General features: G+C 65.9%; 11 protein-coding genes. 10 read left to right on the forward strand and 1 reads right to left on the reverse strand.

Annotation, left to right across the window (positions count from 1 at the left end):
- The first annotated feature begins 77 nt into the window (after window positions 1–77).
- The 7 genes from EO139_RS18385 to EO139_RS18420 all read left to right on the forward strand — a co-directional run bounded on the left by EO139_RS18385 (window position 78) and on the right by EO139_RS18420 (window position 9176).
- Complete coding sequence (locus EO139_RS18385; protein ID WP_104585518.1) at window positions 78–1583, forward strand: CoA-acylating methylmalonate-semialdehyde dehydrogenase; 1506 nt, start codon at window positions 78–80, stop codon at window positions 1581–1583.
- Window positions 1584–1593: 10 nt separating this feature from the next.
- Complete coding sequence (locus EO139_RS18390; protein ID WP_104650514.1) at window positions 1594–2775, forward strand: acyl-CoA dehydrogenase family protein; 1182 nt, start codon at window positions 1594–1596, stop codon at window positions 2773–2775.
- Window positions 2772–3569, forward strand: a complete 798-nt coding sequence (locus EO139_RS18395; protein WP_119128960.1) for an enoyl-CoA hydratase — start codon at window positions 2772–2774, stop codon at window positions 3567–3569. Before EO139_RS18390 ends, EO139_RS18395 begins: the two co-directional genes overlap by 4 nt.
- Window positions 3569–4741 (forward strand): enoyl-CoA hydratase/isomerase family protein, encoded by a 1173-nt coding sequence (locus tag EO139_RS18400; RefSeq protein ID WP_164739916.1) that lies wholly within the window; start codon window positions 3569–3571, stop codon window positions 4739–4741. Before EO139_RS18395 ends, EO139_RS18400 begins: the two co-directional genes overlap by 1 nt.
- A gap of 173 nt (window positions 4742–4914) precedes the next feature.
- Complete coding sequence (mmsB, locus tag EO139_RS18405) at window positions 4915–5802, forward strand: 3-hydroxyisobutyrate dehydrogenase (protein ID WP_126971855.1); 888 nt, start codon at window positions 4915–4917, stop codon at window positions 5800–5802.
- Window positions 5803–6753: 951 nt separating this feature from the next.
- Entirely contained in the window at window positions 6754–7719 is a 966-nt protein-coding gene (locus tag EO139_RS18415; protein WP_126971857.1) for a cation diffusion facilitator family transporter, read from the forward strand.
- Between the two features lie 173 nt (window positions 7720–7892).
- Window positions 7893–9176, forward strand: coding sequence for an aspartyl/asparaginyl beta-hydroxylase domain-containing protein (locus EO139_RS18420; protein WP_126971859.1), 1284 nt, complete (start codon window positions 7893–7895; stop codon window positions 9174–9176).
- 22 nt (window positions 9177–9198) lie between these two features.
- Here EO139_RS18420 and EO139_RS18425 read toward each other — a convergent pair whose 3' ends face one another.
- Window positions 9199–10701, reverse strand: a complete 1503-nt coding sequence (locus EO139_RS18425; RefSeq protein ID WP_126971861.1) for a sulfotransferase — start codon at window positions 10699–10701, stop codon at window positions 9199–9201.
- 162 nt (window positions 10702–10863) lie between these two features.
- Between EO139_RS18425 and EO139_RS18430 the strand changes: the two genes are divergently transcribed.
- From EO139_RS18430 to EO139_RS18440, 3 genes are all read left to right on the forward strand, one after another.
- The gene (locus tag EO139_RS18430) at window positions 10864–11322 is read left to right on the forward strand and encodes a hypothetical protein (protein WP_126971863.1); all 459 of its coding nucleotides are present in this window, start codon (window positions 10864–10866) and stop codon (window positions 11320–11322) included.
- Window positions 11323–11359: 37 nt separating this feature from the next.
- A complete protein-coding gene (locus tag EO139_RS18435) occupies window positions 11360–12943 on the forward strand; it encodes a tetratricopeptide repeat-containing sulfotransferase family protein (protein ID WP_126971865.1) in 1584 nt (527 codons plus the stop codon).
- 379 nt (window positions 12944–13322) lie between these two features.
- Window positions 13323–16175, forward strand: coding sequence for a TonB-dependent receptor (locus EO139_RS18440; RefSeq protein ID WP_104650558.1), 2853 nt, complete (start codon window positions 13323–13325; stop codon window positions 16173–16175).
- Window positions 16176–16266: the final 91 nt, after the last annotated feature.

The following is a 16266-nucleotide window of genomic DNA, read 5'->3' on the forward strand; positions in this document are numbered from 1 at the left end:
AGTCTCGGGCTGGGAAAGCCAGCTCGCGCTGCGAACAATGCGAAGCATCTGCACTGCCTTCTGCGAGCGAACCTGCAATGAGTGATTCCGTCCCGCGCGTGTCCCTGTTGATCGACGGCCAGTTCGTCACCTCCGCCAGCACCCAGTGGCAGGAGGTGGTCAACCCGGCCGATCAATCCGTGCTGGCGCAGGTGCCGTTCGCCACCACCGGCGAAGTGGACGCGGCGGTGGCTGCGGCCAGCCAGGCCTTCGTGAGCTGGCGCAAGACCCCGATCGGCACGCGCGCGCGCATCTTTCTGAAGTACCAGCAGTTGATCCGCGAGCACCTGCCCGAGCTGGCCGCGTTGCTGAGTGCCGAGCAGGGCAAGACCCTGGCCGATGCCGAGGGCGATGTGTTCCGTGGGCTGGAAGTGGTCGAACACGCCGCGGCGATCGGCAACCTGCAGCTGGGCGAGCTGGCCAACAACGTCGCCAACGGCGTGGACACCTATAGCCTGCTGCAGCCGCTGGGCGTGTGCGCGGGCATCACCCCGTTCAACTTCCCGGCGATGATTCCGCTGTGGATGTTTCCGATGGCCATTGCCACCGGCAACACCTTCGTGCTCAAGCCATCCGAGCAGGACCCGATGGTGACGATGCGGCTGGTGGAACTGGCGCTGGAGGCGGGTATTCCCAAGGGCGTGCTCAATGTCGTGCACGGCGGCGAAGACGTGGTCAACGCGCTGTGCGACCACCCGGATATCAAGGCGCTGTCGTTCGTGGGCTCCACCAAGGTGGGCACGCACGTCTATCAACGCGCCGCGCTGGCAGGCAAGCGCGTGCAATGCATGATGGGTGCGAAGAATCATGCCGTGGTGCTGCCGGACGCCAACCAGGAACAGACGCTCAACGCGATGGTCGGCGCGGCCTTCGGTGCGGCCGGCCAGCGCTGCATGGCGGCCTCCACGCTGGTGCTGGTAGGCGAGGCGCGGCAGTGGATTCCGGCGCTGGTGGCCAAGGCCAAGGGCCTGAAGCTGGGCGCGGGCAATGCGCCGGGCACGGAGGTCGGGCCGCTGATCTCCTGCGCGGCGCGCGCGCGCGTGGAAGGCCTGATCGCCTCCGGCGTGGAGCAGGGCGCCACGCTGGAACTGGATGGTCGCGCGCCCAGCGTGCCGGGGTTCGAGCAAGGCAACTTCGTCGGCCCGACGATCTTTTCCGGGGTCAGACCCGGCATGCGCATCTACGACGAGGAAATCTTCGGCCCGGTGCTGGTGATCCTGGAGGCCGCCACGCTGGATGACGCCATCGCCCTGGTCAATGCCAATCCCAACGGCAATGGCACCGCGTTGTTCACCCAGTCCGGCGCGGCGGCGCGGCGTTTCCAGGAGGACATCGATGTGGGCCAGGTCGGCATCAACGTGCCGATTCCGGTGCCGGTGCCGCTGTTTTCCTTCACCGGCTCGCGTGCCTCCAAGCTCGGCGACCTGGGCCCGTACGGCAAGCAGGTGGTGATGTTCTACACCCAGACCAAGACCGTGACCGCGCGCTGGTTCGACGACGAGACGCTGGGCCACGGCGTCAACACCACCATCTCCCTCAAGTGACCTGATCGCCATGAATGCAGCCATCCAGCTACACGCCAATACGGCCGACTTGAATGACGAGCAGGAAGCGTTCCGCGCCGCTGCGCGCGACTTCGCCGACAAGGAACTCGCCCCGCACGCCGCGCGCTGGGATGCGGAAAGCCACTTCCCGCGCGAGGCCATCGCCAAGGCGGCCGAGCTGGGCTTTTGCGGGCTGTATACCGATGAAGGCGTGGGCGGCCTGGGCATGCGCCGTCTCGATGCTGCGGTGGTGTTCGAAGAACTGGCTACGGTCGATCCGTCCACGTCGGCGTTCATCAGCATCCACAACATGGCCACCTGGTTGATCGCCAGCTACGGTAATGACGCGGTGCGCGCGCAATGGGGCGAGGCGATGACCAGCGGCGTCAAGCTGGGCTCGTACTGCCTGACCGAGCCGGGCGCCGGCTCGGACGCGGCCTCGCTCAAGACCCGCGCACAGCGCGATGGCGACAGCTACGTGCTCAACGGCAGCAAGGCCTTCATTTCCGGCGCGGGCGCCACCGATGTGCTGGTGGTGATGGCCCGCACCGGCGACGACGGCGCCCGTGGCATCAGCGCCTTCGTGGTGCCTGCCGATGCGCCCGGCATCAGCTACGGCCGCAAGGAAGAGAAGATGGGCTGGAACAGCCAGCCCACGCGCGGGGTGAGCTTCGAGAATGTGCGCATTCCGGCCGGCAATCTTCTCGGCAGGGAGGGCGAGGGCTTCAAGATGGCGATGAAGGCGCTGGACGGTGGCCGCATCAATATCGCGGCCTGTTCGTTGGGCGCGGCGCAAGGCGCGCTGGATGCCGCGCGTCGCTACATGGGCGAGCGCCGTCAGTTCGGCAAGAAGCTGGCCGATTTCCAGGCCCTGCAGTTCAAGCTGGCCGACATGGCCACGCAGTTGGTTGCCGCCCGGCAGATGGTGCACACCGCTGCGCGCAAGCTCGATGCCGGCAGCCACGATGCCACCGTGTGGTGCGCGATGGCCAAGCGCTTCGCCACCGATGCCGGTTTTGCGATCTGCGACGATGCCCTGCAGATCCACGGCGGCTACGGCTATATCCGCGAGTATCCGATCGAGCGCCTGCTGCGCGACAGCCGCGTGCACCGTATCCTGGAAGGCACCAACGAGGTGATGCGCATGATCATTGCGCGCCACCTGCTCAATGGCGAGGAGGAACTGCGATGAGCGATTGGGAAACACGCGCGCATACCGGCTTGCAGGTCGAACGCGATGGCCATGTCGCCATCGTCACCTTGCGCAATCCACCGGCCAATACCTGGACCGTGCACAGCCTTGCGGCCTTGCGCGATCTGGTGCACGCGCTGGATGCGGACCGCAGCATCTACGCGCTGGTGATCACCGGCGACGGCGAGAAGTTCTTCAGCGCCGGCGCCGATCTCAAGCAGTTTGCCGATGGCGACAAGGCCAATGCGCGCGCCGCGGCGCGGCGGTTCGGCGAAGCCTTCGAAGCGCTGAGCGCGTTTCGCGGCGTGTCGATCGCGGCCATCAACGGCTATGCGATGGGCGGTGGCCTGGAGTGCGCACTGGCCTGCGATCTGCGCATCGCCGAGCAACACGCGCAACTGGCCTTGCCGGAAGCCAGCGTCGGGTTGCTGCCGTGCGCCGGCGGTACCCAGAACCTGCCGCGCCTGGTTGGCGAGGGCTGGGCCAAGCGCATGATCCTGCTCGGCGAACGTCTGGATGCCGCCACTGCACAGCGGATCGGCCTGGTGGAAGAGGTGGTCGGCAAGGGCGAGTCACGTGCGCATGCCATCGCCTGGGCACAGCGCGCCGGCAAGCAGAGTCCGGCCAGTGTCGCAGCGTGCAAGCGCCTGGTGCAGTCCACCCGCCATGGCACCCATGCCGCCGCGCTGGTGGCAGAGCGCGAGGCCTTCGTCGACCTGTTCGAGCAGCCCGATCAGGCCGAGGGAGTGGCAGCCTTTCTGGAAAAGCGCGCACCGCAGTGGAGCAATGGCTGATGCTGGATGTGCGCCCAACCGAAGACGCGCCGGTGCTGTTCGAGCAACGTCATTGCGCCGACGGGCACCGCATCGGCATCGCCACCCTGAATGCGCCCAGGACGCTCAACGGCCTGTCGTTGCAGATGACGCGCCTGCTGGATGCGCAGCTGCGCGCCTGGGCCGACGATGCGCAAATTGCCTGCGTGGTGTTGCGTGGCGCAGGCGAGAAAGCGTTCTGCGCGGGCGGCGACCTGCATGGTCTGTACCAGAGCATGCGTGCGCATCGCGAGGCGGTGCCGGATGCGCAGGAGCGTCGCGCGCAGCCGCAAGCCAATGCGCATGCCGCTGCGTTCTTCGAAGAGGAATATCGGCTCGACCATCGCATCCACACCTATCCCAAGCCGCTGCTGTGCTGGGGCCACGGCATCGTGATGGGCGGCGGCATCGGCTTGATGTCCGGCGCCAGCCATCGCGTGGTCACCGAGCGCTCGCGGCTGGCGATGCCGGAGATCAGTGTCGGCCTGTTTCCCGATGTCGGTGGCAGCTGGTTGCTGCGCCGGGTGCCGCACGCTCTCGGGTTGTTTCTGGCACTGACCGGTGCGCCGCTGGATGCCAGCGATGCCATCTACGCCGGGCTTGCGGATGTCCGGCTGGAGCATGCGCAATACGGGCCAGTGCTGGAAGCCTTGAGCGCACATGCCTGGACAGGCGATGCAGACGAGGATCGCGCCCAGCTCGGCGCGTTCCTGCACGGGATTGCGCAACCGCTGGAGCCGGGCCCACTGCAGGTGCATGCGGCCTTGATCGCGCAATTGGTGGCAGGCCGGACGCTACAGGAGGTGGTCGCTGCAATCCTGGCACTGCAAAGCGAGGACGCCTGGCTGCAGGCCGCGCGCGCAACGCTGGCAGCCGGTGCCCCCGGCTCGGCGCGACTGGCCTGGGAGCTGCACCATCATCCGGAAACCGGCACGTTGGCGGAGACATTTCGCACCGAGTACGTAGTGGCGCTGCATGCGGCCGCCCACGGCGATTTTGCCGAAGGCATTCGCGCGCTGTTGATCGACAAGGACCGCACGCCACAGTGGCAGCCTGCCGAACTGGAACAGGCCGATGCGCAATGGGCGGCTGCATTCCTGCAATCGCCCTGGCCACCTGCGCGGCATCCGCTTGCCGATCTTGGTGCAGGTTGAGTCGCTGACACGCCGCTGCGAACGGTCTTTGGCGGATGCGGACAATGAGCCGCATCCGCACTGCAGGACCAATGTATGCCATTGCGCCCGTTTGCCGCGCGGCGCCGCGGCCGGGCACACCATTCAACGGCCGCGCCAATCGGTGATGGCCACCCAACCCTGGAAACCACACCATGAGCAAGATCGCTTTTATCGGCCTGGGCAACATGGGCGGGCCGATGGCCGCCAACCTGAGCAAGGCCGGGCACCAGCTGCGGGTGTTCGATCTGGTGCCTGCCGCGCTGGACGCCGCGGTCGCCGCCGGCGCGCATGCCGCCAGCTCCGCACACGACACCCTGGCCGACGCCGAGATCGTGATCTCGATGCTGCCGGCCAGCCGCCATGTCGAAGGGCTGTACCTGGGCGAGGGCGGGATTCTGGCGCAGATTCCCGTCGCTGCCCTGGTGATCGACTGCAGCACCATCGCACCGGCCAGCGCACGCAAGCTGGCCGCCGAGGCGCAGGCGCGCGGCCTGGCGATGCTGGATGCGCCGGTCTCCGGCGGTACCGCTGGCGCGGCGGCCGGCAGCCTGACGTTTATCGTCGGCGGCGCCGCAGAGGTATTGGAGCGTGCGCGGCCGGTGCTGCAGGCGATGGGCAAGAACATCTTCCACGTCGGCGACAATGGCGCCGGCCAGGTCGCCAAGCTATGCAACAACATGGCGCTGGGCGTGATCATGGCCGCAACCGGCGAGGCGCTGGCGCTCGGCGTTGCACAGGGCCTGGATCCGGCGGTGCTGTCGCAGATGATGGCGGTCAGCACCGGGCGCAGCTGGGCCACCGAAGTCTGCAATCCGTGGCCGGGCGTGCTGCCCAACGCGCCGGCATCGCGCGGTTACAGCGGTGGATTCGGCAACGATCTGATGCTCAAGGACCTGGGGCTGGTCGCCGAATCCGCAGTGCAGGCGGGCGTGTCGATTCCGCTCGGCGAGCTGGCGCGCAATCTGTATGCGATGAACAGCCAGGCCGGCAACGGCGCGCTGGATTTTTCCAGCGTGATCAAGCTGGTGGCCAAGGTTTGAGAGTGGCTAACAAAGCGTCTATGCCCACCGCCGAGTGGGCGTAGACGGCGTTGTAACGCGCCTCTGTCTTGATGGGTGATCGATCGGGGGAATGCGTCGGGTGCAGAGCGGGTGCTCTGCGGCTTTGCTGCAGGGCCCTTGCCCGCCCACCATCGCGGGACACGCCGCAAGTACGTCCCTGTAGGCTCCGGCGCGGCATCCATGCCGCTCAGGGTCCCGCGACGGTGAGCGGGCAAGGGCCAGTGGAGAGGGTCGGTGTGCATGGCAAGAGCAGTGCTGGAGGCGCCTTGCTTGATCATGAGGCATAGGCTCCAGGTCTGATGCGCACCGCACGACAGGCAGCTTTTCAGATGAGCGTCGACCAACTGTCTGGTGCGGTGTCCTTGCCGGTTGCGGGACCGTGTAGCGGCATGGATGCCGCCACCGAGCCCCCGGGGATGGGTTCACGGCGTGTCCCGCGAGCGGTGAGGGCACCGCGCACTCGACGCTGTGGTTTTGCCGCAGGGCCCTTGCCCGCCCACCATCGCGGGACACGCCGCAAGTACGTCCTTGTAGGCTCTTACGCGGCATCCATGCCGCGTAAGGTCCCGCGACGGTGGGCAGGCAAGGACCAGTCACGATGGTCGGTACGCATGGTTGCAAGTAGGGGCAGGCAGTGCATGCAGCGCAGCCGTCCGATGAGGTGCGGTCTGATCAGCCTCTTTCTATCCGAGCAATCTCACTGCCAATACGACATCACTCCACACGCTAACGAAAGCGAGGGTGGCCGACGCGTTGCCGCCATCGCTGCGGCGTTCGAGAGGTTCTGTTGGCCGCTCCAAATTGCTGCCCGGCCCGGGCAACAAGGCGCAGCACCACGCCCACGTGATGTGATGTCATCACGCCCGGGTGTAATAGTCTCCGCCATCGCGTGCGCCTAAGGTGCGCGCATCGCACGAGGCTACCGCATCCATGGGACACGACCACAACCACGCACCCAGCGAAATCCGCCACGAGACACCGCTGTGGTGGGCGCTGGGACTTACCGCCACGTTCCTGTTGGCGGAAGTCATCGGTGCGTTCATCACCAACAGCCTGGCGCTGCTGTCCGACGCCGCACATATGGCCACCGACACCGTCGGCCTGATGATCGCCCTGCTTGCCGTGCGCCTGAGTCGTCGTCCCGCCGATGCGCGCCGCACCTATGGCTATGTGCGCCTGGAAGCGCTCGGCGCGCTGGCGAATGGCGCGCTGTTGTTCGCAGTTGGTGCTTACATCCTGTGGGAGGCCGCGCAGCGCTTTCGCGCACCGCAGGATATTTCCTCCAGCGGCATGCTGCTGATCGCAGGCTTCGGCCTGGTGATCAATCTGATCGCCATGAAGCTGCTGCACGCCGGCAGCGGCGAGAGCCTGAACGTCAAGGGCGCCTATCTGGAAGTCTGGAGCGACATGCTCGGCTCGGTGGCAGTGATCATCGGCGCCTTGCTGATCCGCTGGACCGGCTGGCAGTGGATCGACCCGGTACTGGCCGTGCTGATCGGCCTGTGGGTGCTGCCGCGCACCTGGGTGCTGCTGCGCGAGGCGATCAACGTGCTGCTGGAAGGTGTTCCCAAAGGCATCGATCTGCCGCAGGTACAGCAGACGCTGGCCAGCTACCCCGGCGTCGAGGACGTGCACGACCTGCACGTCTGGGCACTGGCCTCCAGCACGCCTGCGCTCACCGCACACGTGGTGGTCGGCGAAACCATCGACCGCGACCGCCTGCGCGACGCGCTCGCCGAGCTGCTGCACACGCGCTTCGAGATCTCCCATGTCACCTTGCAGGTGGAGAGCGGCGACTGCGGCACCGCGCCGTGTGGGACGCCACCGGCTACGCAAGGCCCTGCGCACGACGATCATCATGGTCACGCGCATTCGCATGGCGGCCACGCGCACTGACACGGACCGCACGCCAGTGGGCTGTCGCCTGGTTGGCGCTGGCGTGGCGTGACGTTGCCTGGAACAGCACGTAGCCGGGCCACCCTGTCCGGTCGTGGGAAGGCCAATCGCGCCATCGCGCCGCCGCCCAGGCCGTATGATCGAGCCGGGAAGATTGAGAGGCCGGCGGCGCGATGGCGGTACAGATCGAACAACGCAACCAACGCATCGCCGCGCTGATCGCCGAGGCGGGCGCTGCGGCTTCGGCCGGGCATTGGCAGCAGGCCGAGCAGCTGTGGGCACAGGTACGCCAGTTGGCGCCGGCGCATCCGCAGGCCTTGTACAGCCTGGGCGTGCACGCCTACCAGCGCGGCGATGCAGCAGCGGCGCTGGACTACCTGGCCGGCGCACGTGCAAGCAGCCCGGGCGATCCGATGATCGTGCTGACCATTGCGGTGGTGAAGCAGTCGCAAGGCGATGTGGATGGCGAATGGCAGGCCATCAGCGCGGCGTTGGCGCTGGATGCGTATTTCCTGCCGGGGTTGCTGGCAAAGGCCGCGTTTCTGCAGGCGCGCGGCCGCCCGCGTGCCGCCGCCGCCGTCTATCGCGACGCGCTGAAGGTTGCGCCACCCGAGCCGCAATGGCCTGCGGTGCTGCGTCGCAAGCTTGCCCTGGCCACGCAGGCGGTGGAGCAGGACACGCTTGAGCTCGAGGCGCAATTGCGCGCCGTCCTGGACACGCCCGGCGTCGCTGTGGACGCCGCGCTCGCGGGACGCTGGGCGGAAGCGGCCGCGATCGCATGTGGACGCAGTCGCCCGTTCCATTCCCAGTCCAACCGCCTGTACGTACCGCGACTGCCCGCCTTGCCGTTTCACCCGCCGGACGCGTTTCCCTGGATCGCTGCAGTACAGCGTCAGACCGAGGCGATCGCGCAGGAACTGCGCGCCGTCATGCACGAGGACAAGGGCGGCTTTGCGCCCTACATCGCCTACGCGCCGGACCAGCCGGTCAATCAGTGGAAAGACCTCAACCATTCGCCGGCCTGGAGTTCCTATCCGCTGTGGGCGCATGGCCAGCCGGCGGAGGAACATCTGCGGCAGTGCCCGGCAACCGCCGCCGCGTTGACATTGGTCGATGCGGCGGAGATCGATGGTGTTTGCCCGAACGCGATGTTCTCGGTGCTGGCGCCGCAAACGGTCATTCCACCGCACCACGGCGAGACCAACGCACGTCTGGTGGCACATCTGCCGTTGATCGTGCCCGACGGATGCAGCTTCCGGGTCGGTTACGACTGGCGGCAGTGGGAGGTCGGCAAGGTGCTGGTGTTCGACGACTCGATCGAACACGAGGCGCGCAACCAGAGCGCGCAGCTGCGCGCGGTGCTGATCTTCGATGTCTGGAACCCGCTGCTGAGCCAGGAGGAGCGGCAGATGGTCAACGCCATGGAAACGGCGATTGCCCGCCACCGTGCCGGATGAGGGGTGCCGGTCGTCGGCCGGTTCAGTCCGCAGGTGAGATGCCGAACCGGGCAAGCGTGGCGCGCAGGGGAGCGAGCTGAGCGGCGTAGGGCTTCCAGCGTCCGGACGCATCGCCATGCAGGGGCTGGCGCACCTGCCAGTAGCTGGCTGTCTTGACGGCGCCAGGCGCCTTGTGGAACTCCAGGCAGTCCGGTTCCCAGGGCAACTGCAGGAAGTCCAGCAATGCGCGCAAGGTGGGCTCCGGCGCGGCGACGAAGGCGTCATAGTCGAAGGTGTGGATGCTGTCCGGATACAGCGACAGCCAATGCGCCATCAGTCGCTGGTAGGCGGCAAGAAAATGCCCGATGTCCTCCAGCCGGCCCGCATAGTCAAAGCGTTGCGGATTGAGCTGCTGCAGGAAGAGCGACAGCCCGTTGTCCAGCGGATGGCGGCGCGTGTGCACGATCCTGGCAGCCGGAAAGAGCTGTTTGATCAGTCCGATCAGTTGGAAGTTGTCCGGGCGCTTGTCGGTGATGTAGCGCAGTTGCGCATGCTGGGGAACGGCTGCCGCCACACGTTGACGATAGGCGCTGGCCAGCTGCGTCAGCATGTGCGGGGATAGCTGCTGCGCGGCCTGCGGGAACGGCGACAACGACTGCGCAACCAGTCGCGGCAGCGCATCCAGCTCACCGCCGGCGGCAATGCACGGGTGGCGCGACAAGGCCTGTTCGAGCAGGGTGGAGCCGGAGCGGAACATGCCGCAGATAAACAGGGCCGGCACCGCGCTTTTTCCAGCAGCCATGGGGGGTGGCTGTTGCGCGTCCCTTGCGTTGGCAAATACCGCGGCAATGCTGTCGAAATGCTGCTGCGTGCGGATCGGATCGTAACGCCTTGCATGGGCGTGGCCATGCCGGTTGGCGGCACTGGCCGCATCGAATGCCTGGTTGTGCAGGCCGAGGCGGTCGTAGGCATGGGCCAACGCGTGCAGCAGCGTGGCCGTCAATGCAGGGTCCTGCCCCGCGACCGAGCTGGCCTGCTCGAGTCCGAGCAGGCGTGGGTCCTGCGCCTGCGTCGGAGGATCCAGATGCAGCAGACGTGCGCTGGCTTGCAACTGCAGCGTCCGTGTCCGGGCGTCGCCGGGAGGACTGGCGAGCAGTCGGCGATAGGCGGCGACCGCCTGGTCGCGTGCGCCCAGCTCTTCGTGCAGGTTGCCCAGATTGAGCAAGGCCGGGGCGTAGTCCGGCCGACACTGCAGTGCCAGGTCGAGCTCCTCCAGCGCGGCCGCATCCTGGTGGAGATGGTCGCTCAGCAGCGCGGCGCGATTGAGGTGGATCTGTTCCGGCAGTGCAGCGCCGTGCTGCAGTGCCTGCGCATACGCATCCAGCGCAGCGGATGCTTCGCCGGTCCGGCGCAGCAGATATCCCAGGTTGTACCAGGCATCGGCGCAGCCGGGCCGGGCCTGCAGGATGGCTCGATAGGCGGCGATCGCCTGCGGCAGATGACCGTGTTGCAGTAAGCGTGCGGCGTGCTGCAAGGACAGGTCCAATGCGTTTTCCAGGCAGTCTTGCCGCGGGTCGGGGGACCTGCAGCTTAGGCGGCGCCGGCGGTGCGTTCAATCTGCCCGGTGGCGAGACAATGAGGGTCGGCCTTTCCTGCGCCCGCCGGTTGGCTTGTATGCTCTGCTGCAGTCGAGCAGTGAGATGCGCACATGCACAAACCGGTGGTGGTGGGTCTGACAGTCCTGAGCTGCGCTTGGGCGGCATCGGCGCAGGACGTGCCGACGCATCGCTGCGCCGCAGTCCTCGATCCATTGCCGCGGCTGGCCTGTTATGACGCCAGTTTCCCCCCAACGCAAGCGGTGCGGGCGGCGGAGGCGGACAGGGGAGTCAGGGCATTCGGCCGCAGCACCCAACAGGTCTCGGCAGCGACAGGTGCGCAGCAGTCAGCGCCTGCGAAACTCACCGCGAAGGTGCTCGCGGTGGCGTATCAGCCAGACGGTACGCGCATCGTGTCGCTGGACAGTCGTCAGCGCTGGGCACTGACAGAAGCCACCAGCCGCGGTCCGTTGGCCGAGGGCGAAGTCGTGGTGATTCGCAAGGCCGCGATGGGAAGTTACATGCTGGTGACCGCTGCCGGGGTGGCGCTACGCGCCCGCCGCATCGACTAGCCGGGCCGCCGGCATCGCAACCAACAGAAGAGAACGCATGACTGAAGGACAGCTGCGCGCAGTGCTGCACGACGGGTATCACCTGCTGCGTCAGGGACGTTATGCCCAGGCAGTTGCGTTGGCCGACCGCGCCTGCGCCGACCAGCCTGACAATGCGCATCTGCTGGAACTTGCCAGCGAGGCCCGGTTGGCCAATGGCGATCCGCAAGCCGCGGTCGACCGCATCGCACGGGCGGCGGCGGTTGCGGCGTCACCGGTGCCGCTCTTGATCAAGTACGCCAGCTTGCTGCTGCAGCTGCGTCGCCGCCGCGAGGCCCGGCTCGTCGCCGGTCAGGCGCAGGCACTGGCCGGCGCCGACGGTGCGGCGTGGTGGCGGATCGGCGCGTTGTACAGCGGCTGCCACGAGGTGGCGGCCGCCCGTGACGCGTATCGGCATGCGATGACATGGCTGGGAGAACAGCCGGGCCTGCTGTACGACCTTGCCACCATGCAGTTCTTTGGCGGCGAATTCGACGCCGCTGAGGTCACCCTGGAGCGGCTGCTGCAACTGGCACCCGAGACCGGCGATGCCTTGTACCTGCGCGCCACGCTCCGGCGTCAGACCGGGCAGCACAACCATCTGGACGACCTGCGTCACCGCTTGACCACGCTATCGGACCCTTCCGCCAGGGCGGCAGGCCTGTACGCCTTGAGCAAGGAGCTGGAGGATCTGGGCCGGCATGCGGAATCATTCGAGACGTTGACTGCCGCAGCGGCCTGCAAGCGCAAGACACTGCAGTACGACGTTGCCGCCGAGTGTGCGCATATCGCCCAGGTACGGGAGGCGTACGCCCCGGATGCCTTGCGCGCACTGCAGCCGGGTGATGCGGGCGAGGGTACGGTCTTCATCGTCGGCTTGCCGCGCTCAGGCACCACCTTGCTGGAACGCCTGCTGATCCAGCGCGGCGGTGCGCGCTCGGCCGGGGAGTTGATGGATTTCGGTGCGCTGCTGGGCAGTGCGACATCCGGCGTACTGGCGACCAATCCCGGATTGACCGCCGCCCAGGCATCGCTGCAGATCGATTTTGCTGCGCTCGGCGAAGAGTATCTGCGCGGTGCCCGTGAGTTGGTGCACGACCATCCGGTAGTCATCGACAAGATGCCGGTCAATTATCTCTACTGCGGCATGATTGCCACCGCGCTGCCACGCGCACGCATCATCCATCTGGTGCGCGATCCGCTGGACACGTGCTATGCGATGTACAAGACCTTGTTCTACAACGCCTATCCTTTTTCGTATGCGCTCGATGAGCTCGCCGATTACTACCTGGCCTATCAGCAGACCATGCGTCACTGGCATGCGGTACTGCCCGGCGGCATTCTCGACGTGCATTACGAAGAGCTGGTACGCGATACCGAACATCAGATCTCGCGGGTGCTGAGCTGGTGCGGGCTGACGAGCAGTGAAACCATCACCGGGCTGGAGAATGTGCCATTCGTGACCGCGAGTGCGGCGCAGGTGCGCGGCGATGTCCATCAACGGTCGGTGCATAGCTCGCGGCGGCACCTGGACGCGCTCATGCCCTTGTTGAAGCGGCTTCGGGCAGCGGGTGTGGCCTTGCCCGGCGTCGAAGTGGCGTAAGGATTTCCCGCTGGCCGACCACGCGTTTCGGTATTTCACCGGAACGAGCCGGCGGCGCGCGAACACCGAACGAGCGTACGCGGCGAAATCGGGCCTTGGGAGGGAACGCGCGTCGAAGTGCCTTTTTCGTGATTCCCGCACCCTTTTGGGGCTTCGCCGCACCGATTCGGAGCATTTCTGAATGGCGCTTTAATTCTCTTCAACGTGGTCTTAACATCGGGTTGGCAACGTTTTTTCGGGCGCTCTTTCGCCCGGCCGTTAGCCAGTGTGGAAGCGCGGTTTGACGCGCTTGCCAATGACGTCGCAGCACGTGCCGGCATTGCATCAGATGCCGACGCAGTGCGTTGCGCTTACCCGTTCGAACTTCTCGGAGAGAGAGATGAGATTGAAGACCACCAAGCTGCGCGACGCCATCCGGGTATCGCTCACCGCGGGCGCCGCGGCGTTGGCCCTGTCCGGAACCGTGATGGCGCAGGAGCAGCCCGCGAGCGAACTCAAGAGCCTGGACACGGTCAGTGTCACCGGTACGCGCATCAAGAGCCAGACGATGACTGCCTCCAGTCCGGTGGCCGAGATCAACAAGGAAGAATTCCAGTACACCGGCTCGACCAAGGTCGAAGATCTGATTAATCAGTATCCACAGCTTTCGGCGAGCTTCGACAACTTCGCCAACAATGGCTCGCAAGGGTATGCGACCGTCGACCTTCGCGGACTGGGCGCGCAGCGCACCTTGACCTTGGTCAACGGCAGGCGCATTCCCAAGGGCATCGGCGAGAGTCCGGATATCAGCATCATCCCGGCCGCGCTGGTGCGTCGCGTGGACATCCTCACCGGCGGCGCCTCGGCGGTGTATGGCTCGGATGCCGTTGCCGGCGTGGTCAATTTCGTGCTCGACGACGAGTTCGAAGGGGTCAGCGTCGACATGGGCTACAACGCCTACCAGCATGACAACGGCAATACGTTGATGCGCGGTCTGATGGACGATGCCGGTTACGATTACCCGACCGGAAACTCCGGTTTCGACGGCATCTCCCGCAACGTGGACCTGGCCATCGGCGGCAGCTTCGGCGAAGCGGGGCATGCCACCGCATGGGCCACCTGGCGCGAGAACGATCCCCTGCTGCAGGGCCAGCGCGATTACTCCGCCTGCGCCCTGAGTAACAGCGGCACCGCGTGCGGTGGGTCTGCCACTGCAGATCCGGCCAACTTCTACGTCGTCGCTCCGTCTGCAGGTGCCTTTTACGTGCAGCCTTCGGCCGGCGGAACCTGGTCGCAGGTCGCATCCCCGAATCTCTACAACTTCGCGCCGCTGAATTACTACCAGCGTCCGGATACGCGCTACACGGCCGGCACCAACATCAAGTACGAGGTCAACGAGCACTTCAAGCCCTATCTTGAAACCCTGTTCGTCAACCGCAAGAGTTCGACGCAGATCGCGCCGTCGGGTGCGTTTTTCACCGACCTCAACGTCAACTGCGCCACCTCGGTGATCGGCAGCCTGTGCAACGATGTCGGCATCACCGACGATGAGTTCACCGTCTATGTGGCCAAGCGCAACGTCGAAGGCGGCCCGCGCATCACCGACTCGGATACCAACAGCTTCAGCATCACCGCCGGCGCCCAGGGCGATATCAACGACAACTGGTCCTACGACGCGTCCTTCACCTACAACCGCAGCACGACCAAGTCCGAGAACATCAACGACTTCGTGACCACCCGTGTACGCGATGCGCTGCTGGGCTGCCAGCCGGGGGCGTTCGATGGCTGCGTGCCCTATAGCGTGTGGACCGACAGTGTCACCGCCGCAGAGGCGCAAGCGCTGCAGGGGGTTGGTATTGTCAATTATGAAACCTCGATGCGCGTGTTCAACGCCTACGTGACCGGCAATTTCGGCTACAGCCTGCCGTGGGCCGGGGATAATCCGATCAGCGTCGTCGGCGGCGTGGAAACGCGTACCGAAACCTTCAAGCGGGTGGCCGACAGCAACATGCAGACCGGCAACTTCACCGGTCTGGGCGGCCCGACCTCCAATGTCTCCGGCGACATCGGCGTCAAGGAACTGTTCCTGGAGGGCGCGGTGCCGCTGGTGGCGCAGGCCGGCAGCCTGGATCATCTCGACATGCAGCTTGGCTATCGCTACTCGGACTACGACATCTCCGGTGGCGTCAGCACCTACAAGGCGGGTCTGGGCGCGACATTCGCCGACGGCAAGTATCACCTGCGCGCCGGCTGGAATCGCGCAATCCGCGCGCCGAACGTCACCGAGCTGTATAACGAAAATACGATCGGATTGTGGAGCGGCAGCGACCCATGCGCCGGTGCCAATCCGGTCTTTACCCAGGCCCAGTGCGCCAATACTGGCGTGACGGCGGCGCAGTACGGCCGCGTTGCGGCAAACCCGGCGGGCCAGTACAACGAAATCGGCGGCGGTAATACGACACTGCAGCCGGAAACGGCCAACACCTGGACCGTCGGTTTTGCTGCCAGCCCCATCAAGGGGCTCGATCTGAGCGTGGATTACTACGACATCAAGATCGACGACGCCATCCGTGCCATCGGTTCCTCCAACATCCTGACCGCATGCGGCGTGACCGGCAACGCGGATATCTGCAGCCGCGTCCGCCGCAATGCCACGACAGGCGACCTGTTCCGCGGCAGCGACCCGGACGTCTCCGGCCTGATCTTCAATTCCCAGGATAATTTTGGGTCGCTGCATTTCCAGGGCGTGGATCTGACCGCGTCGTACGCGTGGAGCGTCGGCCCCGGGCGCCTGACCGCCTCGATGATGGGCAGCTACGCCATCAAGCAGGAATACGAGCCTGTTCCGGGCGTGCAGGAAGTGACCTACGACTGCGCCGGCGTGGTGAACGTGGCCTGCAACAGTGCCGAATGGCGGCATGTGCTGAGCACGCGCTACAGTTTCGACCGCTACACCGTCAGCCTGCGCTGGCGCTATATCGGCGAGCTGGATTACCAGAACACCGACGGGACCCGTGGCACGACCGACGTACGCCTGGTGAATCAGGACAACAAGGTGTCGGCGTACAACTACTTCGACCTCTCCGGTTCGATGCAGCTGGGCGATTACGTCACCTGGACCTTGGGCATCAACAACATCGCCGACAAGGAGCCGCCGCTGGTGGGTGGCAGCCTGACCTTCAACGGCAACTCGCTCGCCGGTTACGACCAGGCGGGTCGTTACTTCTTCACCAGTGTGGGCCTGCGTTTCTGAGTCGCCTTGCGACCCGGTAGAACAACGGCGAGCCTTGGCTCGCCGTTGTTTTTTGATCGCCTGCATCTGGTGGCGATGGTGTGCCGCGCTG

Source organism: Xanthomonas sp. BRIP62411, from assembly GCF_003993525.1.
In the GTDB taxonomy this organism is placed as follows: Bacteria; Pseudomonadota; Gammaproteobacteria; order Xanthomonadales; family Xanthomonadaceae; genus Xanthomonas; species Xanthomonas euroxanthea.

Bases quoted from the DNA above. Each gene is read 5' to 3' on its own strand.
- EO139_RS18420 (WP_126971859.1), top strand. From the start codon at position 7,893: ATGGCGGTACAGATCGAACAACGCAACCAACGCATCGCCGCGCTGATC.
- EO139_RS18435 (WP_126971865.1), top strand. From the start codon at position 11,360: ATGACTGAAGGACAGCTGCGCGCAGTGCTGCACGACGGGTATCACCTG.
- EO139_RS18390 (WP_104650514.1), top strand. From the start codon at position 1,594: ATGAATGCAGCCATCCAGCTACACGCCAATACGGCCGACTTGAATGAC.
- mmsB (WP_126971855.1), top strand. From the start codon at position 4,915: ATGAGCAAGATCGCTTTTATCGGCCTGGGCAACATGGGCGGGCCGATG.
- EO139_RS18395 (WP_119128960.1), top strand. From the start codon at position 2,772: ATGAGCGATTGGGAAACACGCGCGCATACCGGCTTGCAGGTCGAACGC.
- EO139_RS18430 (WP_126971863.1), top strand. From the start codon at position 10,864: ATGCACAAACCGGTGGTGGTGGGTCTGACAGTCCTGAGCTGCGCTTGG.
- EO139_RS18400 (WP_164739916.1), top strand. From the start codon at position 3,569: ATGCTGGATGTGCGCCCAACCGAAGACGCGCCGGTGCTGTTCGAGCAA.
- EO139_RS18415 (WP_126971857.1), top strand. From the start codon at position 6,754: ATGGGACACGACCACAACCACGCACCCAGCGAAATCCGCCACGAGACA.
- EO139_RS18385 (WP_104585518.1), top strand. From the start codon at position 78: ATGAGTGATTCCGTCCCGCGCGTGTCCCTGTTGATCGACGGCCAGTTC.
- EO139_RS18440 (WP_104650558.1), top strand. From the start codon at position 13,323: ATGAGATTGAAGACCACCAAGCTGCGCGACGCCATCCGGGTATCGCTC.